Source organism: Mycolicibacterium pallens, from assembly GCF_019456675.1.
Lineage (GTDB): Bacteria > Actinomycetota > Actinomycetes > Mycobacteriales > Mycobacteriaceae > Mycobacterium > Mycobacterium crocinum.
The window spans coordinates 3,215,779-3,240,844 of sequence record NZ_CP080333.1; the positions used below are offsets into that span (position 1 = coordinate 3,215,779).

Genomic DNA, 25,066 nt, shown 5'->3' on the forward strand with positions numbered 1-25,066 from the left:
TCGACAGGTGCACGACGGCCTCGAACCTCCCTCGCCGGTCCTTCCGACGCGGCGCGGCTGGCCCGGCCGGGTCGTGCATTTCATCGGCAGCGCACCGATCACCTTCGGCTGGCTGGCGGTGCTGTTTCTGACCACGATCGCCCAGCACCTGCTGCCGCGCTGGCACCTGCTCGAGCTGCTGCGCAAGGACTCGACCAACCTGCACCACCTCGCCTCCGACCCGATCCGCGTGCTGATCACCAGCCTGCTATGGCTCGACGGCGCAGCCTGGTGGCCGTATCTGATCGGGTTCTGCCTCTTTCTGGCACCCGCCGAACGCTGGCTGGGCCATCTGCGTTTCGTGATCGCCGGGCTGATCGCCCACATCGTCGCCACCTATGCCAGTGAGGGATACCTGTACTGGCAGATCCAGGAGGCACTGATCTCACCGCGGTACCTCAACGCCCGCGATATCGGGGTCAGCTATTTCGCCGTTGGCATCGTCGGCCTGCTGACGTACCACATCGCGCGGCCGTGGCGCTGGCTGTATCTGTTCATCGCGCTCGCCTACTGCATCGGGAATGTGGTGATCACCCCAACGTTCACCCCGGTCGGGCACCTGGTCGCGCTGTTCGTCGGGTTCGCCTGCTATCCGCTGGCCCGTGGCCGTCCGGGCTCGCCGGTGGATCCGATGCGGCTGTTGGACCTTTGGCGCTTCCGGCATCCTCCGACACCGGTTGCGTAAGCTCAGACAGCGTGGCGCTCGACGACGAGGACATCCGCCGGCTCGGCCGCTGCGTCGAGCTTGCCCGCACCGCGCTGAACGCCGGTGACGAGCCGTTCGGCTCGATCCTGGTCGACGCCGACGGCACAGTCCTGTTCGAGGATCACAACCACGTGGCCGGTGGGGACGCCACCGCGCATCCGGAGTTGGCGATCGCGCAGTGGTCTGCAGCCAACCTCTCCCCCGATCAGCGCGTCGCCGCCACTGTCTACACCTCCGGCGAGCACTGCCCGATGTGCGCGGCAGCGCACGCATGGGTTGGCTTGGGCCGCATCGTTTTTGCCGTCGCCGGTGAGCAGTTGGCTCGCTGGCTGGCCGAGTGGCAGGCGCCGCTGCCGCCGGTGGCGCCGCTGCCGATCACCACGATTGCCCCACATCTGACGGTCGACGGCCCCGCTCCTGGGTATCAGGACGAGATGAAGACTCTCTACGCCGCGAAGTTCGCGCCATGAGCGACTGGGTGCGCCACGCCATCTGGTGGCATGTCTATCCGCTGGGTTTCGTCGGCGCGTTCCCGGCCACCGACCCACCCGGTCCCGGTGAGCACCGGCTGAGCCGCCTGGTCGACTGGCTCGACCACGCGGTCGAACTCGGCACCTCGGGGATCGCGCTGGGCCCGGTGTTTGCCTCCCGCACCCACGGGTACGACACCACCGACCACTACCGCATCGACCCCCGGCTTGGTGACGACGGCGACTTCGATCACCTGGTCGCCGAAGCGCATCGGCGTGGGCTGCGCGTGCTGCTCGACGGTGTGTTCAACCATGTCGGAACAGATTTCGAGCGTTATCGGCGAGCTGTCGAAGGCACCGACCCCGACGCCCGGGCGTGGTTCCGTGGCCGGCCCGGCCACTTCCATACCTTCGAAGGCCACAGCGAACTCGTCACCCTCAACCACAAGAGCCCGGTTGTCGTCGACTACGTCGTCGACGTGATGAACCACTGGCTGAGCCGGGGCGCCGACGGATGGCGGCTGGACGCCGCGTACGCGGTGCCGGAGTCGTTCTGGGCGCAGGTGCTCCCCCGAGTCCGGGAAGCCCACCCCGACGCGTGGTTCGTCGCCGAGGTGATCCACGGTGACTACGCGGCGTTCGTCGACGGCTCCGGTGTCGACTCGGTGACGCAGTACGAGTTGTGGAAGGCGATCTGGAGCAGCCTCAACGACGGCAACTTCCACGAGCTCGACTGGGCGCTGCAGCGCCACAACGACTTTCTGTCGCGCTTCGCGCCACTGACGTTCGTCGGCAATCATGACGTCACCCGCATCGCCAGCAAGCTGGAGCGCTCCGAGCAGGTGGCGCACGCGCTGGTGCTGTTGTTCACCACCGGCGGCGTCCCTGCTGTCTACGCCGGTGACGAACTCGGATACCGTGGCGTCAAGGAAGAACGGGCCGGCGGCGACGACGCGGTGCGTCCCAAATTCGGCACTCCGCCGGTTCCACTGGACGCCGCCGGGCGCGAAACATGGAATCTGCATCAGTACCTGATCGGTCTGCGCCGGCGAAATCCGTGGCTGTTCGACGCGAAAACAACTGCGCTGCAATTGGACAACCGCGGATACGCCTACGAGACCCGCAGCGGTGACGAGGCGCTGATCGTCGCGCTCAATATCGACGACTCGCCGATGTCGCTGCCGGTGGCCACGCTCATAGGTGGGCAAGCCCAACTGGTGGGTGGCACGGGGGCGCCGCCGGACGAGGTCGTCGACGAGGTGGTTGTCCCGCCGCAGGGCTGGCTGGTGCTGCGGCCGCTATAGCAACTCGAGTGTGCGCGCGTCCTGCTCCCCGCCATAGAACTTGTCAAGCACCGCGAGGAAGTCGGCGTTGTCGTCGGTGGCGTGCGCGAACAGCGTCATCGACGAACGCACCTTGAGGTTGTCGGGCCAGCCGAAGATGTCATTGACCGAGCGGCCGTCGATCGCCGTGACCAGCCGGGCACATTCGCGCAGCCGCGTCCCGAGCAGCGGATGCGCCAGGTATGCCTGCGCCTCAGCGAGCGATTCGATCCCGAAACGCTTTGCCGTTGAACTACTTCCGAGTGTGGCGAGCTGCGGAAAGATGAACCAGATCCAGTGGCTGCGCTTGGCGCCGGCCCGCAGCTCGGCGAGCACCTGGTCATAGACGCGGTCCTGGGCATCGACGAAGCGCTGCAGATCGAACGGGTCCATGCCTCGACTCTACCGTTGCATTCGCGTGACCTTTCCGTTATTGACGCCAGATCAAAGCTGTTGGCGTGCTGGACATCCCGAGTCCAGCGCGTCTCCTGATCGTTAGCGAACCGCGATATGCCACACCGCCGCGCGTGCCGAGTCCGGGCTACGCACCGTGATTAGCTGCCAGAGCACAGCACTTCTCCACTGTGAAACACGTACGAAAGGTGATGGTTTCCGTCATGAAGATCGTCGATAAGTTGCGAGGCACTTGGTTGCGCCGCGTGGCCGCAGCCTTCGTGGCCGCACTAGCTCTGCCCGGCCTGATTGGTGTCGTCGGCGGGTCGGCGACCGCGGCCGCCTTCTCCAAGCCCGGCTTGCCGGTGCTCTACCTCGATGTCCCGTCCGCCGCGATGGGACGCAATATCCGTATCCAGTTCCAGGGCGGCGGCCCGCACGCCGTGTACCTGCTCGACGGCCTGCGCGCTCAGGACGACTACAACGGCTGGGACATCAACACCCCGGCGTTCGAGTGGCTGTACGGCTCGGGTCTGTCGACGGTCATGCCGGTCGGCGGTCAGTCCAGCTTCTACACCGACTGGTACCAGCCGTCGCAGGGCAACGGGCAGAACTACACCTATAAGTGGGAAACGTTCATGACCCAGGAGCTGCCGGCGTACCTGGCCGCCAACTACGGCGTCAACCCGAACGGCAACGCCGTCGTCGGTCTGTCGATGGCCGGTAGCGCGTCGCTGACCTACTCGATCTACTACCCGCAGAAGTACGTCTACGCCGCATCGCTGTCGGGCTTCCTGAACCCCTCCGAGGGCTGGTGGCCGATGCTGATCGGTCTGGCGATGAACGACGCGGGCGGCTTCAACGCGCAGAGCATGTGGGGTCCGTCGTCCGACCCGGCGTGGCGGCGTAACGACCCGATGGTCAACATCAACCAGCTGGTCGCCAACAACACCCGGATCTGGATCTACTGCGGCACCGGTACGCCGTCGGATCTCGACACCTCCGGTGGCGGCGGCAACCTGATGGCCGCTCAGTTCCTCGAAGGCTTCACGTTGCGGACCAACAAGACCTTCATGGACAACTACCTCGCGGCTGGTGGACGCAACGGTGTGTTCAACTTCCCCGCGAACGGCACGCACAGCTGGGGCTACTGGGGCGCGCAGCTTCAGCAGATGATCCCGGATATGCAGCGGGTTCTGGGAGCCACTCCTTCCGCTGGCTGATTTACCCCCGAACAACAGCGAGCCTGTCGCCACCCCCCGGCGGCAGGCTCGCTGCTTTGTCTGTGGGCGCACCTGCGCCGAGCGTCACTCCTGCGTCACGCTGGGCGTTGAGCGTGACTCCAGCGTGACGTTCGGCGCCCGACGGCCGGGGAACAAACTGGAACCACTCAAGGTTGAGTCGGTCAGACTGAACTTTGGAGGATTGATGGCTGAAGCCAAATCTGTGCCGGTGTTGTTCATCAGCGACCCGATCGTCTTGCCCGGAATGGTGGTGCCGATCACGCTCGACGACGCCGCCCGGGCCGCCGTCGATGCGGCTCGCGCGAGCGACTCCGGCAAGCTGCTGATCGCACCGCGCCTCGACGACCGGTACCCCTCATACGGTGTATTGGCGTCAATCGTGCAGGTCGGGCGGATCGCCGGCGGTGCTGCCGCCGCGGTCGTGCGCGGTGAGACACGCGCGCACATCGGCGCCGGAACCACCGGTCCCGGTGCGGCCCTGTGGGTCACCGTCGAAGAAGTGGCCGAGGGCGAGATCACCGAGGCCACCAAGGCGCTGGCCGCCGAATACAAGAAGCTGCTGCTGGCGCTGCTGCAACGCCGCGAGGCCTGGCAGCTGGTCGACGCCGTCAACCAGCTGACCGACCCGTCGGCACTGGCCGACACCGCCGGCTATGCGTCGTATCTGTCCGACGTCCAGAAGCGTCAGCTGCTGGAGACCGAGGACGTGGACGCCCGCCTGCAGCTGCTGATCGACTGGACGGCCGAACACCTTGCCGAGGTGGAGGTCAGCGACAAGATCTCGCAGGACGTGCGCGAAGGCATGGAGAAGACGCAGAAGGAATTCCTGCTGCGCCAACAGCTCAATGCGATTCGCAAGGAGCTCGGCGAGGACGAGCCCGACGGTTCAGACGACTACCGCGGCCGCATCGAGGCGGCCGACCTGCCCGAGAAGGTCCGCGAGGCCGCGCTGCGCGAGGTCGGCAAGCTGGAACGCTCCAGCGAGCAGAGCCCCGAGGGCGGCTGGATCCGCACCTGGCTGGACACCGTGCTGGACCTGCCGTGGAACACCCGCACCGAGGACTCGACCGACCTCAAGGCGGCCCGCGACATCCTCGATGCCGACCACCACGGACTGGATGACGTCAAAGACCGCATCGTCGAATACCTGGCCGTGCGTACCCGCCGCGCACAGCGCGGCCTGCAGGTCGTCGGCGGCCGCGGCTCCGGTGCCGTGATGGTGCTGGCCGGTCCGCCCGGTGTCGGCAAGACGTCGCTGGGCGAGAGCGTCGCACGGGCGTTGGGCCGCAAGTTCGTTCGCGTCGCCCTGGGCGGCGTGCGCGATGAGGCGGAGATCCGCGGGCACCGTCGTACCTACGTCGGCGCGCTGCCCGGCCGTATCGTTCGCGCGATCGGCGAAGCCGGATCGATGAACCCGGTCGTGCTGCTCGACGAGATCGACAAGGTCGGGTCGGACTACCGCGGCGACCCGTCGGCCGCCCTGCTCGAGGTGTTGGATCCGGCGCAGAACCACACGTTCCGCGACCACTATCTGGAGCTGGATCTGGACCTGTCCGATGTGGTGTTCCTGGCGACCGCCAACGTGATCGAGAACATCCCCTCGGCGCTGCTGGACCGCATGGAACTGATCCAGCTCGACGGCTACACCGAGGACGACAAGGTGGCCATAGCCCGCGACTACCTGCTGCCCCGGCAACGGGACCGCGCGGCGCTGACCCCCGAGGAGGTCACGGTCACCGACGAGGCGCTGCGCAAGATCGCCGCGGACTACACCCGCGAACCGGGTGTGCGGCAGTTCGAGCGACTGTTGGCCAAGGCGTTGCGCAAGGCGACCACCGAGCTGGCGGACAACCCGGACCCGCTGACGATCGACGAGCCGGATCTGGTTGGCTACCTTGGCCGTCCACGCTTCACGCCGGAGTCGGCCGAACGCACCGCAGTGCCGGGTGTCGCGACCGGACTGGCCGTGACGGGACTGGGCGGCGATGTGCTCTACATCGAAGCCGGGTCGACCGAGGGCGAGCCGAGCCTGCAGTTGACCGGTCAGCTGGGTGACGTGATGAAGGAGTCGGCGCAGATCGCGCTGTCCTACGTCCGCAGCCACGCCGAGCAGCTGGGTGTGGATCCCGCGGCACTGAACCGCAAGATCCACGTGCACGTGCCTGCCGGCGCAGTGCCGAAGGACGGTCCGTCCGCGGGCGTGACGATGGTGACCGCGGTGGTCTCCATGGCCACCGGACGGCAGGTCCGCTCGGACGTCGGGATGACCGGCGAGGTCACCCTCAACGGCCGGGTGCTGCCGATCGGCGGTGTCAAGCAGAAGCTGCTGGCCGCCCAACGTGCGGGGCTCGCAACGGTTTTCATCCCGCAGCGCAACGAGGCCGACCTGGACGACGTCCCGGCCGAGGTGCTCGAGGCGCTGACGGTGAAGCCGATGACCGATGTCGCCGACATCGTGGCCCAAGCGCTGGAGCCCGCCGCCGAGGCGGCCACGGCTGCGGCCTGACCCGACGCGTGATGCCGGCCCCGACACTTTGTCGGCGGCCGGCATTACCGTCTCTACATGGCCTACGACGAAGACCTCGCAAACCGCCTGCGCGAGCTGCTCGCCGGCGAACACGGCGTCGAAGAAAAGCGGATGTTCGGCGGACTGGCATTCCTGATCAACGGCAACATGGCCGCCTGCGCCAGCGGCAAGGGCGGCCTGATGGTGCGCGTCCCGCCCGACGACACCGCCGAACTGCTGACCCGCGACCACACCGAACCGATGGTCATGGCGGGCCGCGAAGCACGGGGCTGGATCCGCGTCGGCGACGACGGCGTGCGGACCAAGCGTCAGCTGCAGAGTTGGGTGACCCGCGGCGTCGACTACGCGAAATCCCTACCCGCGAAGTGACCCTGGAATAAATCGCGATGAGCCCTGCTTGTCGCGTGCATGACCCTTCCCGTCCGCGTTGCCGTCCAGATCCAGCCAGCCGACACCCCTGACTACGCCACGTGGCGCCAGGCCGTCCTGCATGCCGAGGAGATCGGCGTCGACGTCATCTTCGGCTACGACCATTTCCACGCACCGTTCATCGAGTCGATCGTCGACGCGAAACCGGTGCTGTCCCAAGTCCAACCGGATGTGAACAACTTCGAAGGCTGGACCGCGCTGGCCTCCTGGGGCGAAATCACCACGCGCGCCGAGCTGGGGCTGCTGGTATCGGGCATGGGCTACCGCAATCCCGATCTGCTCGCGGACATGGCCCGCACGGTCGACCACATCAGCGGCGGCCGGACCATCCTCGGCGTCGGTGCCGGATGGTACGAAAAAGACTACACCACATACGGTTTCGACTACGGAACCGTCAAGTCGCGGGCTGATGCGTTCGATGAGGGTCTGTTGCGCATCGAGCGCCGATTCCAGCTGCTGCATCCGGCGCCGCTGCGCAAGATCCCGATCCTGATCGGTGGATCCGGCCCCAAGCGCACGTTGCCCGCCGTCGCGCGCCACGCCGACATCTGGCACACCTTCCTGCCCATCGACTCCTACCGCGAGGCCAGCGCCCGCGTCGCCGAGCTGGCCGTCGGATTCGGGCGTGCCGACAGCGATATCGAACGCTCGACCTTCTTCACCGGTGCGAAGTCGGCCGACGACTACCTGGCCGCCGGAGCAACCTTGTTCCACACCGAGGTCCGCGCGTCCGAGGGCAAGTACGACCTGAGCACGGTCGAGAAAATGGTCGACTGGCGCGACACCAAACGCTGATATCTCTTACGCCGGAATGACGTCCCGTTTCGTCAGCTCGTTCCGCGGGTATCGCCTGGCAGATGGACGATGCGGAAGCCAGGCGGCTCATACAGCGACTGCGCCAGCACGCGGGCCGGACGTATGCCGCCGAAGCGGGAATCACCCTGCGGGACACTCCGATGCCGCTGTTCCAGCTCATGGTGCTGTGCATGCTGGCCAGCAAGCCGATCGATGCCTCGATCGCGATGCACGCGGCCAGGGAGTTGTTCCGGGCCGGGTTGCGCACGCCTCGGGCGGTGCTGGCGGCCAACCGGCAGACGATGATCGACGCGTTCGCCCGGGCGCACTATGTGCGCTATGACGAGAGTTCGGCGTCCCGGCTCACCGAACTGGCCACTCGCGTCAACGACGACTACCGCAACGATCTGCGCAACCTGGCCCGCATCAGCAAGCCCGACGTGCGATCCGCCAAGCAGCTGATCAAACAGTTCACCGGCATCGGCGACACCGGATCGGACATATTCCTGCGCGAGGTCCAAGACGTCTGGCCCTGGGTACGGCCCTACTTCGACAAGCGCGCCCTCGACAGCGCCGAGCAACTCGGACTCCCCCGTGACCCCGAGAAGCTCGCCAGTCTCACCGGCCGCGTGATCGCGCCGCTCGCCGCGGCGCTGGTGCGGGTTTCCCTGGACGACGACGTGCGGCAGCGCATCGCCGGCTGAGCCGTGACCGTCCGGATCGGCACCTCAGGGTGGTCCTATGACCACTGGGACTCGGTGCTGTACCGCCCGGGCCTGCCGGTGGCCAAACGGCTGGCCCGCTACGTCGAAATGTTCGACACCGTCGAACTCAACGCCAGCTTCTACCGGTGGCCCAAGGACGCCACCTTCGAAGGCTGGCGGACGCGACTGCCCGACGGGTTCACGATGACGGTCAAGGTGCACCGCGGCCTGAGCCACTACCGCCGCCTCAACAACCCGGAACCGTGGATCGACCGCCTCGAACGCTGCCAGCGCGCGTTGGGCGACAAGCGCGAGGCGGTGCTGGTGCAACTGCACCCCGACCTGGAACGAGACGACGCCAGGCTCGAGCACTTCCTGTCGCTGGTCCCCGACTGGATCCGGGTCGCCGTCGAGATGCGGCACCCGACCTGGGATGCCCCCGCGGTCTACGAGATCCTCGAGCGCTACCGCGCCGCCTACGTCGTGATCAGCGGGCCGGGGATGCCCTGCGTGCTGCGCGCCACCACCGACCTGGTCTACGTGCGGATGCACGGTCCCGATACCGCGCCGATCTATGCCGGTGACTACACCGAGGACGACCTGCGCTGGTGGGCCGACCGGATCCGGGAATGGGAGGACCAGGAGCGCCGGGTGCTGGTCTACTTCAACAACGACGGGCACGGCCACGCCGTGCGTAATGCGTTGCGGCTGCGCGAGTTACTCGGCGGATGACTCCAGCAGACGCCGTCGCGCCGTCGCGAATTCGCTGTCGGTGAGGTCGCCACGGTCGCGCATGGTCTTCAAGGTCTGCAGTCGTTCGGCCACCTCGGGCGGCAGGTCGTCGGGCTGCGGAGCGGCCCGGACAATGGGTTCGTCCTCGACGAGCTCGATCAGCTGCGGCCCGGTCGGATCGACGCGCACGGCGAGCCGGTCGTCGGCCTCGGGTAGCTCACCGAGGGTGAACGTCGCGGTGACCCGAGCCTCGTAAGGTGCTGTGCCATCGGGCCGTTCGACGCGCAGCCGCAGTACGCGACGGCTGGCGTCCTTGTTCACCACGACGTTGAACGTCGGCCTGATGACCTCGAGCACCACGCCGCTGGCCGCGACCCCGCCGCTGCGCAGCTGGTCCACACGGGACACCTCGACGACCAACCATGCGGCATAACCGACGACGAGCGCGGTCCACAGCACCAGCCACCACATCGACAACGGCGTGGTCCAGTCAGCGGCCCACGGCACTACCGAGGCGATCACCCAGCCCAGCACCGCCGGGCGCGGCGACCGGCGTGAGATCGCCAGGAACACAACGAACTGCGCGATGTAGCCGCCCAGCCAGACGGCGAGCACACCGCCCTCGGCGGAAGTGGCACCGGCATGGTCGAGCAGCCGGGTGGCGGTCAGCGCCGGCGCGACGATCAGCACCCACCACAACGCCGAGAGCGCCGCTATCGTCCGCCACATCACTGGGCCACGGTATACGCCCGTCACGCTCCCACCACGTCACAGGCGGGTGCCAGCACGGTGACCAGCCCAGCCGAACCATCCACCCGGACCCGCATCCCGCTGCGCAACGTCGCCGGGATACCGGCCACGCAGGGGACGCTCAACGCCGCGTCACCCAGCATCACCCCGCCCGGGGTCAGCACAGCGGCCGGTGTGCCCAGCAGGGTCACCGATTCGATGTCGGCTCCTGCGACGACGGCGATGTCATCGTCGGTGAGGCCCGCGTCGGCGGCCGAGTCGACCACCCGGATCGTGCCTTCCGCAACACCCGCGACCACGCCGGTCCCGTGCAGTTCATCGGCCACCTGTGCCGGGTCCGGCGCATCGACCGGGGCCCACGCCGTGTCGATGACGGCGGGCAGGCGGAGGGTCTGCAGCCGCTCGCGCTCGGCGATGCGGCGCTTGATGCGCAGCCGTGTGTCGGCGGGGACGGCCAGCGCCTCCTCGACGGTGAGCTGGAAGACGTCGTCGAGGGCCGCGATCTTGTCCGCGGCCATCAGCCGGCGGCCCAATTCCCGTACCGCAAGCCGCAATTGGTGGGTGAACCGCAGCGTGGTGTCATATGCCACCGCCCGGCAGGCCTGCGCGCCGGGTACCGTCGGATCTTCGTGATAGCCGGAGCCGTGCACCCGGATGGCCGCCGCCAACACAGCGTCGGGACGGTCGCCAACCGTGCGCGTCGCGAGTTCGACGCCGCCCGGCCCGCGATGCCCGACATGGGCCAGGGCGGCCTCGAACGCACTCGCCAGCATCGGGGCGCCGGTGCGGGCGGCCGCCATATCGCCGGCCTCCAATGCCGCGCGGGCATACGGATGCGCACGCAGCACGCGCGCCAGCGAGTCGATCTCGGTGCGGATGCTCACCATCTGCTCCGCGCCGTCGAGGTGCGCGGGAGCCACCTCGGCGAGCAGGACCGCGAGCGCGGTCAACGTCCATCCTTCGTGAATTCGACTGCGCAGCAGTCGAATCCGAGCATCGAGCTGGGCGTCACGCAGCAGGGCGACATCGCGCCGCTCGGCGTCGGCGGCGTGCCGGTAGTCCCGCAGATGACGGTTGTACATACGGGCCGAGGCGAGCAGGCGAGTCGTCGAGAGCGCACCGGTGACCGCCGCCAGCAGACCGGGGCCCGCGGTTGCGTCATCGCCCGCGGCGCGCAGCCGCCGAGACAGGGCGGCCGCCCGGGAGGGCAGCCGCGGCTCTGCGGCCGCCAGGGCCGAGGCGCCCAGGTAGATCCGGTGGCCGAAGGACGCGACCAACCTGCTCTCCCATTCGTGCGCGACCGAGTCACGAAGCTCCAGCAGCGCAGACAGCGACCGTCCGGCCAGTCGCAGCCCGCTCAGGTGGAGATCCAGCGACATCGGCGTGAACGGGCCCGCGCCCGCATCACTCAGCGGGCTCGCGACGAATACCGGGAAGCGCGGGTCGATCCGGTCGTCGAACTCGCCGTCGAGCCCTTCGGGCGCAGCACCGCCGCCCGCCGCCCGCGGCACCGTGGTGACCGGCAACGGGATTCGTCCGGCGACGGCGACCGCACCGGCCGAGCCGATCTTGCGGCCCTGCAGCCCACGCACCGTATCGGCAATGGCATCGCTTGCGCCCCAGCCACATTCGAAGTCCCACTCGGTACGCAGCGGGCTCAGATCGAGCGGCGGGCACAACTGCGGCCAACCCGACACGCCGCGGACCCTGGGGTGCGGGTCCACCCCGGCGAGCAGCCGGCTGGCGGAGACCACGGTGGTGACGTCGGCTCCTGCCAGGTCGACGATGCCGGTGCGGTCGGTAGCGACGGCGAGGACCAGGAACCGGATCAGGTCGTCGATGTGCACCACATGCAACGACCCTGTCGCGGCACCGCTCAGCAGAGCCGCCACCGAGCGGCACACCAGAGCGTTGGTCTGCCTTCCCACCGGAGCGGCGATGCGAACCACGAGGTTCGGCGCCCAGCCGGTGCTGACCAGATCCTCGACCTGCTGCCAGCTGCGCGGAGCCAGCAGCGACAACGACGGGAACACGATCCGCGCACCACCGCGGGCTGCCGCGTCACACACCCGGGCGACGTCGGCGGGACGGGTCGCCGCGTGGCTGTCGTCGGGCAGGGGAATCACGACATCCGCCAGCTCGGCCAACCGGTACAGAACCGGGTGGCTCAGGGCCGCACCGACGAAGTCGACACCCGGATCGAGGTCACGGTGGGGACACGCGGCGATGCCGTACACGTCGTGACCGGCTGCCAGCAGGCTCTGGGCGAGGGCGCGACCTAGCTCTCCGGTGACCTCCGTGAGCAAGATCCGCATGCCACGCCCCTAGTTCCCCCGTCGTACTGCGACGAGAATAAGCAGGTCGCGACGAAAAAATCGACCTTTCGACTCCCGAGGGGACGCCGATCAGGACAGGCTGGCCCGGCCGTCGGCATGCACGCGGACCTTGGCACCGGCGATGTCCTCGGCCACGGTGACAGCCGCCGCGTCCGCGTCGTCGATGACGGCCATCGCGCGGGCGTCCTCGGTGGTCCGCACCGTCAGGAACGCCTTCTCCGGACGTCCGTCGCGGTCGAACGGCGTGGTCCAGGACTCGACCGTGCCCTCGCCCTCCCACTCGACCACCGCGGTGCGGGTGGGTTCGCGATCGACCTCGGGCTGCACGTCCTCCCAGCGGAACGCGGCCGGCGGCGGGGTCGCGCTGTAGACACCGAAGCTGTGCTTGGTCAGGAAACCGCCGTTGGCGGTGATCAGGCCATAGGCGCCGGGTTCGGCGCGCAGCAAGCCGGCCATCGTGGCGATCGAGTGCATGACGTAGTTGTTCCACGGGCCACCGGCGAAGGTCAGACCGCCGGTGACGGTCAACGGCCGCTTCGGGTCGTCCGTGGACAGGCCGAGTTCGGCGGCAGCCACCTGTACCGCTGACGGGAAGCACGAGTAGACGTCGATGTGCGCGAGGTCGTCGACGCCGACACCGGCCAGTTCGAGCGCGCGGCGCCCGGCGATGCGGATCGCCGGTGAGCGGTGCAGCTCGTGGCGTTCGGCCACCGCGTAAGTGTCATGCGAGTCGGTGCCGGCGTAGGGGAACACCCACTGATCTCGCGGGATCTGCAACTCTCCTGCCTTCTCCGCCGAGCACAGAATGACGACGGCGGCCTGGTTGACCATGTTGTTGGAGTTCATCAACTTCGGATAGGGCCAGCTGATCATCCGATTGTCCGGGCCGGCCTGCCCGATCTCCTCGGCGGTGCGCGGCTCGCGACTCCAGGCCTGCGGGTTGTCCGCGGCCACCGCGCTGAACCGTGCCCACAGCTCGGCGATCCGGCGCTGATGGACCTCGACGCTCTCGCCGCTCGCGATCCGCAGCGCCTGCTCGAAGAGCGGATAGACATGCGACGGCAGCAGCAGGCCGATGCGCTCCTCGGCGGGGCTCGACATCGGCACCTCGTCCTCGGCGCCCGGCGGCACGGCGACGTCCTCGCCCTGACGCGTCCAGTCGGGTTTGATTCCCTTGCCCTGCAAGCGCTTCCGGGTACGCCACGTCTCTCCCCCGGCCAGCAGCACGACATCGGCGCGGCCCTGCTGAATGTCGAGGCAGGCCTGGTTGACCAGGGATTGCGGGGTGTTGCCGCCGACCCCGGTGTAGTACGTCGACGGATTGCGGGCGCCGATCCGCTGGCCCAGCAACAAGCCCGGATCGCGGTAGCGCCACGAGAGCAGGTTGACCACCCGGATGGCGTCCACGGCCTGCAGCACCGCCGGGCCGGCGGCCTCGCGGGCGGCCGCGGCCATCAGGTCGACGGGTTCGATCTGCGCCTCGTCGCGCTGGTTGATCTGTCCCACCGCGACCAGTACCGGCGTCCGAGGATCCATCGACGGCCCCTATCTGTAGTCGTGGCGGCTGTTGACGCCTGTCAAAACCTAGCATCGGCCGACAGCCGGTCCGATGGCGGTTCTCGGCCGCGCCGACGGTCATGCCAGGATGGCGCCATGACGGTCGTTCTGGTGCATGGCAATCCGGAAACCGATGTGATCTGGGGCCCGCTGGTCGAGGCGCTCGGTCGCGACGATGTGGTGCGGTTGTCGCCGCCGGGGTTCGGCGCGCCGCTACCCGACGATTTCCCGGCGACCATGGTGGCCTACCGGGACTGGCTGATCGGTGAGCTGGAGGGTTTCGACACCCCGGTCGACCTCGTCGGCCACGACTGGGGTGGCGGTCATGTGCTCAATGTCGTGATGAATCGTCCCGAGCTGGTGCGCAGCTGGGCCAGCGACATCGTCGGAGTGATGCATCCCGATTACGTCTGGCATGACATGGCTCAGGTGTGGCAGACCCCCGGCGCTGGAGAAGAAGCTATCGAGGCGATGGCCGGCAGCTCGCACGATGACCGGGTCGCCCTGCTGACCGGGATGGGCATCCCGGCCGCCGTCGCCACCGAACTGGCGCTGGCGCAAGGACCCGAGATGGGCCGGGCCATCCTTGCCCTGTACCGCTCTGCCGCGCAGCCCGCGGTCGCCGAGGCGGGCCGTTTCCTGGCCAACGCCACAGCCCGCCCAGGGCTGTCATTACTGGCAACCGAGGACACCTACGTCGGCACCGATGAGCAGCGACGCGCCGCGGCCGAGCAGGCCGGTGCCCGCACCGAGGTGCTCGAGGGGCTCGGGCACTGGTGGATGCTGCAGGATCCGGTGCGCGGAGCCAAGGCGCTGACCGACTTCTGGGATTCGCTGGACTGACGGCTACGGCCGCAAGGCCACCCGGATGCAGCCGTCGTCCTTGTTCTTGAACATGTCGTAGGCCTGCACACCCTGCTCCAGCGGGAGGTCGTGGGTGATCAGCTTCGCCGGGTCGAGATCGCCCTGCTGCACGTAGTCGAACAGCCGCGCCATGTACCGCTGGCCGTGCTGCTGGGCCGACTTGAAGGTCAGACCCTTGTTGGTGACGACGCCCATCGAGAACTTGTCGGTCACGCCGTAGACGCCGAGCACCGACACCACCCCACCCTTGCGGCACGCCAGGATCGCCTGCCGCAGCGCGCTGGCGCGGTCGGTCTCCAAGTGCAGCAGTTGCTTGGCCCGGTCGTAGAGCTGTTGGACACCGGTGCCGTGGCCTTCCATACCGACCGCGTCGATGCACGCGTCCGGGCCACGCCCGCCGGTCATCTCCCGCAGAGTCTCATGCACACTCTCGACGGTCGTGTAATCGATTGTCTCCAAACCGTATCCGTCGTGGGCCAGTGTAGGTTCCACTTTCACATGGCGGATGCCGTCACCTCTCACAGCGCCTTTCCAAAATTCCACTCAAGATGGCGGACGCCAATTCCGTTTTTCGTGGCGGATCCGAGAACCACACGGTTGTCCAGATCTTGATCGGCTTACTGGAAGCGAGATATCACCGCGACTCCGGTGTCCGGCCGCAGGGCTCGCGTCGCGGTCACTCTCGACGACATCAATGACGAGTGCCGAGCCTGGGTCGTAGCCGGTCGCGTGTCTCAAGAATCACCAGGCGCCCCTCGTCGGCAGAGAGTCGCGAGGGCCTTGACGCAGCAGCGTCTGCATCCCTCTTGATCAGGTCCTGGTCATCCGCCGTGACCACCGTGGGAGCCTCATCAGCGAGCCTGCGGTCGTGTCGGTGCGCTCGCCCGCGCGCATCTCACTATCGGGGCTGGTGAGGATGCAGGCTGTCGATCGACGCGGTCGACAGCCGCAGACAGCAACCCCGCATTCGTTACGCGCCACTACAGGCTGCTTCGGCTGGTCGCTCGCCGCGGCTTCGTGACTGCCGCTGCATCCCATCGCACACTCGCATCAGACCCAATTACTTCTGCAAGCCAACTGATCGATTCAGTCTGCACCCATTATCAACAGCTCAATTTCGAAAATGCTTGCCGTATTCTTCGAGGCAGCTTGAGGACTCACTTTTAACGTCAGCCCTTCCGCTTCCGCCTGATCGGCGTTGACTCGACGGCCTTGGCGCGCTTAGCAGCTCGGCGCTCCCTGATGGACAGTGCGGGTTTTCGAAGATTCTTGCCCGGATATTTGTCAGCCATTGACGCTCCTTTATTTGAAGTGGCGACCACCTGCCCCGACCATACGTCAGAAAAAATAATCAGCAACTCACGTGCTCGCACCGAAACCTGAATTGAGCGGCCCCGCGCGCATTCCACACTTATCAAGCGGCTTTGTCGGATACGCACAACCGGGCATCGGCGGATTGTCCGGTTCGAGCAAACGTAGCGGCCGCCTCCACGCCAGGATGGAGATACCAACCAAAGTTCAACTGTGGAGGCACGTGATGGGCAGCGTTGAGCGCCTTGACGGCGGACCGCGATCGGCCATCGTGGTCGGTGCGGGCATCGTCGGATTGTCGACGGCGTGGTTCCTGCAGGAGCGCGGCGTCGATGTCACCGTGCTCGATCGCACTGGCGTGGCCGCCGGAGCATCGTGGGGCAACGCAGGCTGGATCGCACCGGCACTGACTCTTCCGTTGAACTCCCCGGCGGTGGTTCGCTACGGTCTGCGCGCCCTGCTCGACTCCACCGCCCCGTTGCACATCCCGCTCACCGCTGACTCGGCGTTGGGGGTGTTCCTCATGCAGTTCGTCGCCAACTGCCGCCGATCGTCGTGGAACCGCGCTGTGCGGGCAAACGTGCCGCTCAACGATGAAAGCCTCGAAGCATTCGACGTACTCCTCGCCAATGGAGTCGAGGCGCCGGTGACCGACGCGCCGATCACGGCGCTGTTCCGCAACACCGAGGCAGCAGAGCGCATGATGCATGAGCTTCACTCGTTCGAAACCGCCGGGCAGACAACGTCTGTCACCGCACTGGCCGGTGAGGCGTTGCGCGAACAAGTGCCGCTGGCATCACCGGCGATAACCGCCGCGTTGAGCGTCAACGGCCAGCGCTTCATCGACCCGGGACGTTTCGTGCACGCCCTGGGCCGCGCGGTCGTCGACCGGGGGGCAACGATATGCCTTCTGGAAGTCAGCAACGTGCAGTCCTCGGGCAGTGGGGTCACGGTGTATCCGCGCAGCGGCAAGCCGCTGACCGCCGATACCGCGGTGATCGCCACCGGCGCGTGGTTGTCCCGGCTGGCGGGCTCCCAGGTGCGAGTTCCCGTGCAGGCCGGCCGCGGCTACTCATTCACGGTGCCCGTCGACCGTCCCATACCCGGCCCCATCTATCTGCCCGACGTGCGGGTGGCCTGCACGCCCTACCAAGGCGCGTTGCGCGTCTCGGGCACCATGGAGTTCCGCGACCCGTACGAACCAGCCATACCAGCGCGGGTGGACGCCATAGTCTCCTCTGCCAAGCCCTTGTTGGAAGGGGTGCGCTGGGCCGACCGCGACGACATCTGGGTTGGTCCGCGCCCGATCACGCCCGACGGCCGATCCCTGATCGGGGAGGTGTCGCGAGGGGTCTACGTCGCCGGCGGCCACGGCATGTGGGGACTTGCGCATGGCCCGGTAACCGGACGACTTCTCGCCGAATACATCACGACCGGCAAGCAACCCGAAGCACTGCGCGAATTCGACCCGCTGCGCCGAACGGGCCGCTAACCCCTCCAGAATCCCTGAACCCGCCCCTCAAGGGCCCTCGAGTCGTCAGGGGCGGCGCTCTGCGACGGCCCGCCCCTGACGACATCCCCGCTTCAATGAAAGGAATCCCTCAAAATGACTAGCACCGAACCCGTTTGGATGACCCGAGAGGCCTATACGCGGCTGCAGACCGAACTGGCCGCCCTGCGTTCACGCCCCACCACCGAAGTCGCTGAGGACTCGAGGGACAACGACCAGCCTCTCGTCACGAAGTTCGCAGCGCGACAAGCACGCATCCGCCAGATTCAGGATCTGCTGACCAATGCGGTGGTCGGTGAGGACCCGCCCGACGACGGTATCGCCGAACCGGGAATGGTTCTGACCGTGCGCTACGACGACACCGGTGAGATCGAAACGTTCCTGTTGGGCGTGCGCGGCGTCGAAGACGCCGATGTCGACGTGTACTCGATGCAATCACCGCTGGGCAGCGCGATCGCCGGCGCGCGCTCCGGTGAACAGCGCACCTACTCCATCCCTAGTGGGGCCAACCTGCCCGTGACGCTCCTCACGGCGGTGCCCTACGGTATGCACGCCCCGGATCAGACTCGGTCACCGTCCGTCCCGCCGCAAGGCAACGCCCCTGGGCGAGCGGAGGCCGCTCAGAGGAACAGCGGGCGCACGGCCAGGGGTACATCGACACCCCGTGTCGCCGCCCGATCCGCCACCTGAAGGGTGTCGGAGCGCTCAGCAACGATCTGGTCGTCACCGGGACCGAGCGGCGCATGGCCGCCGTACCCACCAAGTGGGCCGCACGCCCGTCGCGATCCAACACCCCGTGTCGAGGTGCAAGCGAGTCTTCTAGTACAGCAACACCATTCGTGACCACTCGCTCGTGATATGAAAAGGAAATAGCATGCCCACTACGCCACGCGTGTGGATCTCAGCGCAAGCCCATGAGCGGTTGAATCAGGAACTGGGCACCCTGCAGTTCCTGTTCTCTGCAGGTGTCGCTGATGATGCCGACGAAAACGCCACCGCCGTCCGACACGCGTGGGCGACACGGATTCAACAGCTTCATGACCTGCTGATCCACGCCATCGTCGGCGAGGACCCCCCCAACGATGGGATAGCCGAGCCCGGAATGGTCGTCACTGTCCGCTACGACGCCACCGGCGACACCGACACATTCCTCTTAGGCGTGCACAGTGCCGAATACGCCGACATGGCGGTCTATTCCATCCAATCCCCTTTGGGCGCCGCGATCGCAGGCGCACGCGCCGGTCAACGTCGCACCTACCAACTGCCCAATGGTCCCGCCCTGGCCGTCACGCTGCTCAAAGCAGTGCCCTACGGCCTTCACACCGCGGACCAGAACCGGCCCGGAGCGCGCTGAAGATCGCAAAGCATCTCCAAAAGATCACGCCCAGAAGCAATTGAGAGGAAGTCACGTGTCGCTTACTAACCCCTTTCTCATCGCCCCGAATGACCCACTGAACCAAGCCCACCACCGGATCCGGGACCACGAAGCAGACGAACCAGAGCTAGGCGCCCACATCAGACCCGCGCGCGCCGTCACAACCGGTCGCATCCACCAAGATCACGCGCGCTCCGCCGGCGGACTCGCCCCGAGTCCGGTCTCGTCGCGTGACGATGCCATCCGCACGGGTTCGACATCGGCGATCAACGAGGCAAGCTCACAACCGAGCGAGCCCGGCCCCTTGCAGTGCACTCACAGGAACAAGACGACAAACGCGCTGCGCCAGTCTCCACAGCTCCAGTAGCCACGAAGCGGACGAAAACGCGGCGATCCCATGTTGTTTGACGACGTCGACCCGGTGGGGGTCATCTTCATCCTCGTTGCCCTGGTGTGGCTCGTCGCTTCCATCCTGTACGGGCGCGATGACCCCTGATGACGACAAACGTCCTTCGTTGCAGTTCACGGACAACGCGAACGCGTCTACGCCGTTAGGCACCCGATGACGTTAACCCACATCGACCACACCTGACACCCACCAACCCCGCAGGACGCCAGTTGGGTCATCGGGGTCTGCCCCGGGCATAGCCACTACCGCCACGGTACGCGGGGGAATGGCCCACGCTCCAGCGACAGGCCGACTGCTCGCCGAACAAATCACGACCGGCAAGCAGCCCGAGGTTCAACGCGAGTTTGACCCAGCGTTCTCCGATAAGAGCGCGTCCCGGCGCCGAATCGGTCGAACACGCTAGCCCCCCGGCCTGCGAGTAGAACTGTGTCGATGTCGTCGTAGTAGAAAGTGAGGACCATGCCGGGTTCGGCAATCCAGTCGCGTGGGTCTTCAGCGATAGCTGCGTCGTGCACGGGTTCGTCAAACACGATGCGCCGTCGCGAGGGCAGCGAGCCCCTCGGTGTGCCGGTAGAGGTCGGACGGTGCCGTCATCGAGTCGTGTTGGGTGCTGGTCATTCTGGTGGACCTTTCGATTTGGGTGTCGTCAGAGGCGGGCGGCGACCCCATCGACTCGCGTAAGGGTCGGGTTTACGACGCCTTCGCCAGGTCGCGGAGGAATTAGCGCAGTAGTCGGCGCAGCGCATCGAATGTGCACCAACGCTTCGGGTTGTTTACCGGTGGTGATTCGTTCGGCCAGAGCCCGCTCGTAACGGGGCCGTGCGCCAGTTCCCACTTCCCGTAGTGCCCGCCACATACACGCCGCGCGCAATTTCACCGATGAGGCCGCGACCGTCTGGGGTTATCGGTGCCTGAGCTGGATACGGCTCTGACTTCCTCGGGTGCGCCGGCGGGGCCCGCTCAGATGTCGCTATCCAGTAGTGAGCTGGCCGAGCGATGCGTGTGTCGGGCACGATGGCGTTCCGCGACCGGCATGAGCCGGTGATACCACAGCGGTCTGCGCTGGGCCGAAAAACTCGCGGACGATCGGACTTCGCGATCCCCGACAAATCTCTCTGGCGACAGCAGTCGTGTTGCCGCATCGACAATTCGGGCCGTGCGGAGCTTACGGGAATAACAAGGCAAGCGGCGTTCTATGTTTTCTCACGTATGGTGGGTGCCAGTGGTTGCCACTTCGCATAAAGGAGCGACAATGGCTAATAAATCTGCAGGAAAAAAGTCTTCGAAAACCCGCACTGTCCCTGAAGGAACGTCGGGCTATGAAGCGCGCCAAGGTGATAGAAGCGACACCGCGTGCGCGCAAGCGCAAGGGCTGACGCTCACCCTGGAGTTTTGTGCCTTCTTGTAGAGTTGGCACAATTCTAAAAACACTCTACTGGCTGCGAACCCATTGATTGCACCGCTCTCGTCACTGCCGCGCCATTTGATGGTCGCATGAATTCCTACCGGTACGTGAGCGTTATAAATAGCAAAATGAAAAAATGTACACTCGCGTGCGAGTCATCCAAGACGCCGCTGACACAATCACTCGACTGACGTGGCTTCCTGGTTGACCAGACTGCTCGTGCCGAAGGATTGAGGTTTCAGAGTCGCCGCTCTCCAGGTGCTGGAATTGAGTGCGGCCAGGTCCCGTCACGCCGTCGGGTCAGTTGTGTCGCATGTTCGGTCATATCCTGGGCCGCCCTGTCGGCACAGCGGCGTGAGCCACGAAGCGCAGGCTCCCTGAACGGGGGCTGCCAGTTGCCATCGTCTCGAAAACGGCGCGCCGGGCCGCGCAGCGAATTTCCTCAAAGCCCAGTCCTGAACAAGTCCGCCCTCGGCGGCGATGTTTCCCTTGCAGCAAGGCAGCCTCCGCTTGAGATCTCGAGCGTTGTGAATAAGCTGCTTCGACTGATGCTAAACATCGAGATCAGCGGACGGCACGCGGACTTGCCCGCCACCAATCGATGGAACTCGATGCGGCTCAGCAGAAGCAACTCCTGCGGCTCTACGAACACGTTGAGCCAATTAGCGTGCTGAGGTCTAGTGGCCGGTTCGGCGCAGCGGGTCGAATTCGCGCAGGGCTTCGGGTTGCTTGCCGGTGGTGATCTGTTCGGCCAACAGCCGGCCGGTGATTGGGCCGTGCGTCAAGCCCCACATGCCGTGTCCGCCGGCCACGTAGATCCCCGGTGAGACTTCACCAATCAGCGCGCGGCCGTCGGGTGTGATGGCGTGCGCGCCAACCCATACGTCGCTGCGTTCGCTCCAGCGCACATCGGATAGAAAGGGCGTGACCGAGGCGACGAGCGCCTCCACACGGTATGGAACGCGGGCGCTGTGCGGGTGACGGAATTCCATGGTCCCCGAAACACGCATGGCGCCTGCGTGCGGCGTGCACGCCGCCCGCGCGCTTGGCAGGTAGATGGGGCTCGGTAGGGGGCGCTGCACCGGAACGGTAAACGAGTAGCCATGAGCGGCCTGTACCGGCACTCGCACCCAGCGGGCCGCCAGCTGCGACAATCGTGCACCGGTGGCGATCACCGCGGCGTCGGCAGCCAAAACTTTGCGACGCGAGTACACCGTGACGCCGTTGCGAGAGCTGGCTACATCGGTGATTTCAAGCCTGTGCATCGCGGCCCCGCGGCTGGCCACGGCACGGCCCAGAGCGTCGACAGATCGGCGCGGGTCAATGACGCGCTGGGTGTTGACGTTGAGCCCGACGGTGATTGCCGGTGAGACAAGAGGCACCTGCTCACGTAAGGCCTCACCCGACAAACCGGTGACATCGGTTGGCTGCCCGGCTTTTTCGAGCTGGCGTAGCTGCCATAGCGCGTGGTCGGCTTCTTCGGTGCTGCTAAACAACGCGGTGATAGGTGTGTCGGTCACTGGCGCATCGACACCGTTGGCGATGAGCACGTCGAAAGCCTCGATGCAGTCCTCGTTGAGTGCCACATTGGCCCGGAGGGCTCGTTTCCACGATTCGCGCTGGCAGTGACTGAGGAACTGTGAGAAGAAGGTCCGGCGCCCGATGTCGGCGGTCAACGGAATGTGTAAGGGAGCCGTCGGGTCGCGGAGGGCCCGCAGTCCGTGGCGCAGCACGCCCGGAGAGTTCAGCGGCAACGCTAGGCCCGGGGCGATCCAGCCGGCGGTGCCTGCCGACGCGCCGGCGGCCACCCCGGCGCAGTCCACGACGGTGACGTCGACTCCGCGCTCCTGTAAGAACCACGCTGTCGACAACCCGACGATGCCCGCACCGACGACGATCGCCGATCGGGGGCCGCTGTCGATCCGTTGGCCGCCGACCATCACACACCTCCACGCCTAGGCTTCTTGACTGGTACTTCCATGCTGGCGTGGACGGGTGCTGCAGGGCTTGCGGGGACCCGACAACGGTGGAGTCGACCGTTGTCGTGCTCCAACAACGCGTCCGGTGATCGTGATTTACATTCCGCGACCGCGGCTTTCAGCGACGCAAGGACAGTGCTATGCGGTGTCGGTAGCCGCTAGTTCGATCATCATGGCCAGCCGCTTTCGGGGGTCATCTAAGGGCAGGTTGGTGATCTCAGCCATCTTGCGCATGCGGTAACGCACGGTGTTTTCGTGGACCTCCAAACGCTTACCAGCCTCGGCGGGGTCGCCCTGAGCTTCCAGCCACGCCTGCAAAGTGAGCACGTAGTCGGTGGCGTTGGCGCGGTCGTGACGGCGTAGATCGGCCACCGGTCCCCGGTCCGGGGTCCGACCGGAGCGCGCCACGGTACGTAGCCGCTGCAGCAGGATTTCATCCCAGGACTCGTCGTATGCGGGGGGTGTTACTCGAGAAGACACCTCGTGTAGCGCCAGACACTCATCGGCCTCCAGACGAGCGGCGGCCAGATCGCCCACCTCGGCGGCACCGCTGATACCGGCCCACACCGTCGTTCGTTCGGGTAACGCCGCCTGCAAACCGGTGATCCACTGACGCGCCAGCGATGACTGCTCGCCGGGCAGCAAGGTGTAGACGGTGTTGCCGGCCAAAGCGCTACGGCCCGGCCGTGACCACCCAAACCCGGTGGTGGCACGCTCGAAAGCCAACAGCAGGGCCGCATCACGGTCCGCGCCGACGAACGCCTGCAGGGCGATCACCCGCAATCGGCCGTGTGTCATACCCAACCTGCTGGCGAGCGTGGCGCTATCAGCGGCGCCCTCCAGCAACCGGATCACCAGTTCGGATTCGACCTGACGCTCAAGGTCGGCGCTGGCGCGCGACCGCAACACGTGCAGGGCCACCGTGTGCGCGCCATCTGTCAAGGCGGTGCCCGCGGCGGCATCCAGTGGTGCCGGGCACGCTACCCACACCGACCCGATGAGTTCTCGGCCCGAGCGCACCGCCACCACCATGCGCCCGATCGAGCCTTGTTCGGCATCCTCGGCGACAAACAACGGCTCGTCAGAAACCTCTAGATGCGCGAAGACGCCACGGGCGGCGAAGAATTCGCGCAACGGCTCCGGCGTTTGTCGTTCCAAGATGGTCGCGATCCGTGCTGAGTCAGCGTGCTGCTGTTGCCTGGAATATGCCAACACCCGCAACAGTCGATCGTGGATGACGACCGCACCGCCGATGGCCTCTGCCAGGCTGTCGGCTAGTGCGAACAAATCGGTGGGGCCGCGGCCCGATTCTGTTTCGCGGCCCTCCAACACCAGCCCATAGACCACGGCGGCCAACTCGCTCCACGACACCGCCTCGTCGACTACCATCACTGCGCCCGCCTCGACGTCATCGTCGAATGTGGTCGGTTCCTCAGCGCCGCGCATCAACACCACGACCGCACGTGCCGCAGCCGCCCACCGCACCGCTTCCCTGATCGAGCCGGCACCAATGGCCAGCAACACATCGCCCACCACCGTGCGGTGCTCGGCCGGCTCGTGGATTACCACGCTGCTCAGCTCAGTGGACCTGGGCACCGACGACCAACGCAAGCGCACCCCGTAACTACCGAGCACGTTCACCAAGCGGTCTAAAGTGATCACGATCCGCTCCCATCCCGAACTGATCATCGTGATCAGGAAACGACACCGCCGAACGGCTAACGCTTCTTCACCGATCCGGTAAGAACGATCAATGCTATCCCAGGTCATGACACGCTTGGGATGACCGCCCGGCAGGCGATAAGGCCACCTAGTTAGTCACTGCACACAGTCCGGCGCTGGCCGCTCAACGACTCGGTGACCGCGCCGATCGTCTCAGTTAACGACCTTGCGACCAATTCGAAGTACGGGGGCGGACCGGGCTCGCCCGGATCGGTGTCTTGGCGTGCACGAAACGCCGTGCGTTACCGGCTGCCCACGTAACCAACGATCGACTCGAGTGGCTAGCGCCGCTGTCGAGATTCGACAAAGCACCGCAGCGGCGTTGTCTTAGCCGGGCAACACCTGAGCCACTAATTCCCACCACGATGGAACGGGTTAAGCAATAGACGCGATTGGTGCAGGAGACCTCATGGACGACCGTAATCGGCTAGTGCGATCGGCGGTCGCACCGTTGCGCGTCGTGCGGGACCGTCGCCGCATCGCTGAG

General features: G+C 66.4%; 18 protein-coding genes and 3 pseudogenes. 13 read left to right on the forward strand and 8 right to left on the reverse strand.

The features are described 5' to 3' along the window. Window positions 1–7: 7 nt before the first annotated feature. From K0O64_RS15870 to K0O64_RS15880, 3 genes are read left to right on the forward strand one after another with little or no spacing between them, the layout of a single operon-like run. The gene (locus tag K0O64_RS15870; RefSeq protein WP_225933462.1) at window positions 8–724 is read left to right on the forward strand and encodes a rhomboid-like protein; all 717 of its coding nucleotides are present in this window, start codon (window positions 8–10) and stop codon (window positions 722–724) included. Between the two features lie 11 nt (window positions 725–735). Next, window positions 736–1,215 carry a nucleoside deaminase gene (locus tag K0O64_RS15875; RefSeq protein ID WP_096311528.1) on the forward strand — a complete coding sequence of 160 codons (480 nt, stop codon included), beginning with the start codon at window positions 736–738 and terminating at the stop codon, window positions 1,213–1,215. Continuing rightward, window positions 1,212–2,519: an alpha-amylase family protein gene (locus K0O64_RS15880; protein ID WP_096311529.1), complete on the forward strand. Its 1,308-nt coding sequence runs from the start codon at window positions 1,212–1,214 to the stop codon at window positions 2,517–2,519. The genes K0O64_RS15875 and K0O64_RS15880 overlap by 4 nt, the downstream gene beginning before the upstream one ends. Here K0O64_RS15880 and K0O64_RS15885 read toward each other — a convergent pair. Further along, entirely contained in the window at window positions 2,514–2,930 is a 417-nt protein-coding gene (locus tag K0O64_RS15885; protein ID WP_096311530.1) for a DUF1810 domain-containing protein, read from the reverse strand. The two genes, K0O64_RS15880 and K0O64_RS15885, sit on opposite strands and share 6 nt — an antisense overlap. 224 nt (window positions 2,931–3,154) lie before the next feature. On the opposite strand from K0O64_RS15885, the gene K0O64_RS15890 reads away from it, so the two are divergent. The 6 genes from K0O64_RS15890 (at window position 3,155) to K0O64_RS15915 (ending at window position 9,361) form a co-directional block, all read left to right on the forward strand. Beyond that, window positions 3,155–4,153: an esterase family protein gene (locus K0O64_RS15890; RefSeq protein WP_071944355.1), complete on the forward strand. Its 999-nt coding sequence runs from the start codon at window positions 3,155–3,157 to the stop codon at window positions 4,151–4,153. Between the two features lie 205 nt (window positions 4,154–4,358). Next, window positions 4,359–6,680 (forward strand): endopeptidase La, encoded by a 2,322-nt coding sequence (gene lon / locus K0O64_RS15895; RefSeq protein ID WP_096311531.1) that lies wholly within the window; start codon window positions 4,359–4,361, stop codon window positions 6,678–6,680. A gap of 57 nt (window positions 6,681–6,737) precedes the next feature. After that, complete coding sequence (locus K0O64_RS15900) at window positions 6,738–7,070, forward strand: TfoX/Sxy family protein (RefSeq protein ID WP_096311532.1); 333 nt, start codon at window positions 6,738–6,740, stop codon at window positions 7,068–7,070. A gap of 39 nt (window positions 7,071–7,109) precedes the next feature. Next, window positions 7,110–7,925 (forward strand): LLM class F420-dependent oxidoreductase, encoded by an 816-nt coding sequence (locus tag K0O64_RS15905; RefSeq protein ID WP_096311533.1) that lies wholly within the window; start codon window positions 7,110–7,112, stop codon window positions 7,923–7,925. 62 nt (window positions 7,926–7,987) lie between these two features. Then, window positions 7,988–8,629, forward strand: a complete 642-nt coding sequence (locus K0O64_RS15910; protein ID WP_096311534.1) for an endonuclease — start codon at window positions 7,988–7,990, stop codon at window positions 8,627–8,629. 3 nt (window positions 8,630–8,632) lie between these two features. Then, window positions 8,633–9,361, forward strand: a complete 729-nt coding sequence (locus tag K0O64_RS15915; RefSeq protein ID WP_096311535.1) for a DUF72 domain-containing protein — start codon at window positions 8,633–8,635, stop codon at window positions 9,359–9,361. Here K0O64_RS15915 and K0O64_RS15920 read toward each other — a convergent pair. The 3 genes from K0O64_RS15920 to K0O64_RS15930 all read right to left on the reverse strand — a co-directional run bounded on the left by K0O64_RS15920 (window position 9,347) and on the right by K0O64_RS15930 (window position 13,983). Further along, window positions 9,347–10,090, reverse strand: coding sequence for an SHOCT domain-containing protein (locus K0O64_RS15920; RefSeq protein WP_125477444.1), 744 nt, complete (start codon window positions 10,088–10,090; stop codon window positions 9,347–9,349). The two genes, K0O64_RS15915 and K0O64_RS15920, sit on opposite strands and share 15 nt — an antisense overlap. Before the next feature lie 23 nt (window positions 10,091–10,113). Further along, window positions 10,114–12,426, reverse strand: coding sequence for a Rossmann-fold NAD(P)-binding domain-containing protein (locus K0O64_RS15925; RefSeq protein ID WP_174714129.1), 2,313 nt, complete (start codon window positions 12,424–12,426; stop codon window positions 10,114–10,116). Window positions 12,427–12,516: 90 nt separating this feature from the next. Then, window positions 12,517–13,983 carry an acetyl-CoA acetyltransferase gene (locus tag K0O64_RS15930; RefSeq protein ID WP_096311537.1) on the reverse strand — a complete coding sequence of 489 codons (1,467 nt, stop codon included), beginning with the start codon at window positions 13,981–13,983 and terminating at the stop codon, window positions 12,517–12,519. Window positions 13,984–14,100: 117 nt separating this feature from the next. On the opposite strand from K0O64_RS15930, the gene K0O64_RS15935 reads away from it, so the two are divergent. Beyond that, a complete protein-coding gene (locus K0O64_RS15935; RefSeq protein ID WP_096311538.1) occupies window positions 14,101–14,847 on the forward strand; it encodes an alpha/beta fold hydrolase in 747 nt (248 codons plus the stop codon). 3 nt (window positions 14,848–14,850) lie between these two features. On the opposite strand, the pseudogene K0O64_RS15940 reads toward K0O64_RS15935, so the two are convergent. Then, window positions 14,851–15,339, reverse strand: a pseudogene (locus K0O64_RS15940) (MDR/zinc-dependent alcohol dehydrogenase-like family protein); the annotation flags it as partial. A gap of 1,066 nt (window positions 15,340–16,405) precedes the next feature. Between K0O64_RS15940 and K0O64_RS15945 the strand changes: the two are divergent. The 3 genes and pseudogenes from K0O64_RS15945 to K0O64_RS15955 all read left to right on the forward strand — a co-directional run bounded on the left by K0O64_RS15945 (window position 16,406) and on the right by K0O64_RS15955 (window position 19,043). After that, window positions 16,406–17,671: an NAD(P)/FAD-dependent oxidoreductase gene (locus K0O64_RS15945; protein ID WP_096311540.1), complete on the forward strand. Its 1,266-nt coding sequence runs from the start codon at window positions 16,406–16,408 to the stop codon at window positions 17,669–17,671. Between the two features lie 114 nt (window positions 17,672–17,785). Next, window positions 17,786–18,247: pseudogene (locus tag K0O64_RS15950) on the forward strand (GreA/GreB family elongation factor); the annotation flags it as partial. Window positions 18,248–18,563: 316 nt separating this feature from the next. Beyond that, complete coding sequence (locus tag K0O64_RS15955) at window positions 18,564–19,043, forward strand: GreA/GreB family elongation factor (protein ID WP_096311541.1); 480 nt, start codon at window positions 18,564–18,566, stop codon at window positions 19,041–19,043. Window positions 19,044–20,230: 1,187 nt separating this feature from the next. Here K0O64_RS15955 and K0O64_RS29915 read toward each other — a convergent pair. The 3 genes and pseudogenes from K0O64_RS29915 to K0O64_RS15965 form a co-directional block, all read right to left on the reverse strand. Next, window positions 20,231–20,378 (reverse strand): annotated as a pseudogene (locus K0O64_RS29915) (amino acid dehydrogenase); the annotation flags it as partial. Between the two features lie 1,177 nt (window positions 20,379–21,555). Continuing rightward, a complete protein-coding gene (locus K0O64_RS15960) occupies window positions 21,556–22,818 on the reverse strand; it encodes an NAD(P)/FAD-dependent oxidoreductase (RefSeq protein ID WP_096311542.1) in 1,263 nt (420 codons plus the stop codon). Between the two features lie 177 nt (window positions 22,819–22,995). Next, a complete protein-coding gene (locus K0O64_RS15965; RefSeq protein ID WP_071949798.1) occupies window positions 22,996–24,519 on the reverse strand; it encodes a PucR family transcriptional regulator in 1,524 nt (507 codons plus the stop codon). Window positions 24,520–25,066 lie beyond the last annotated feature (547 nt).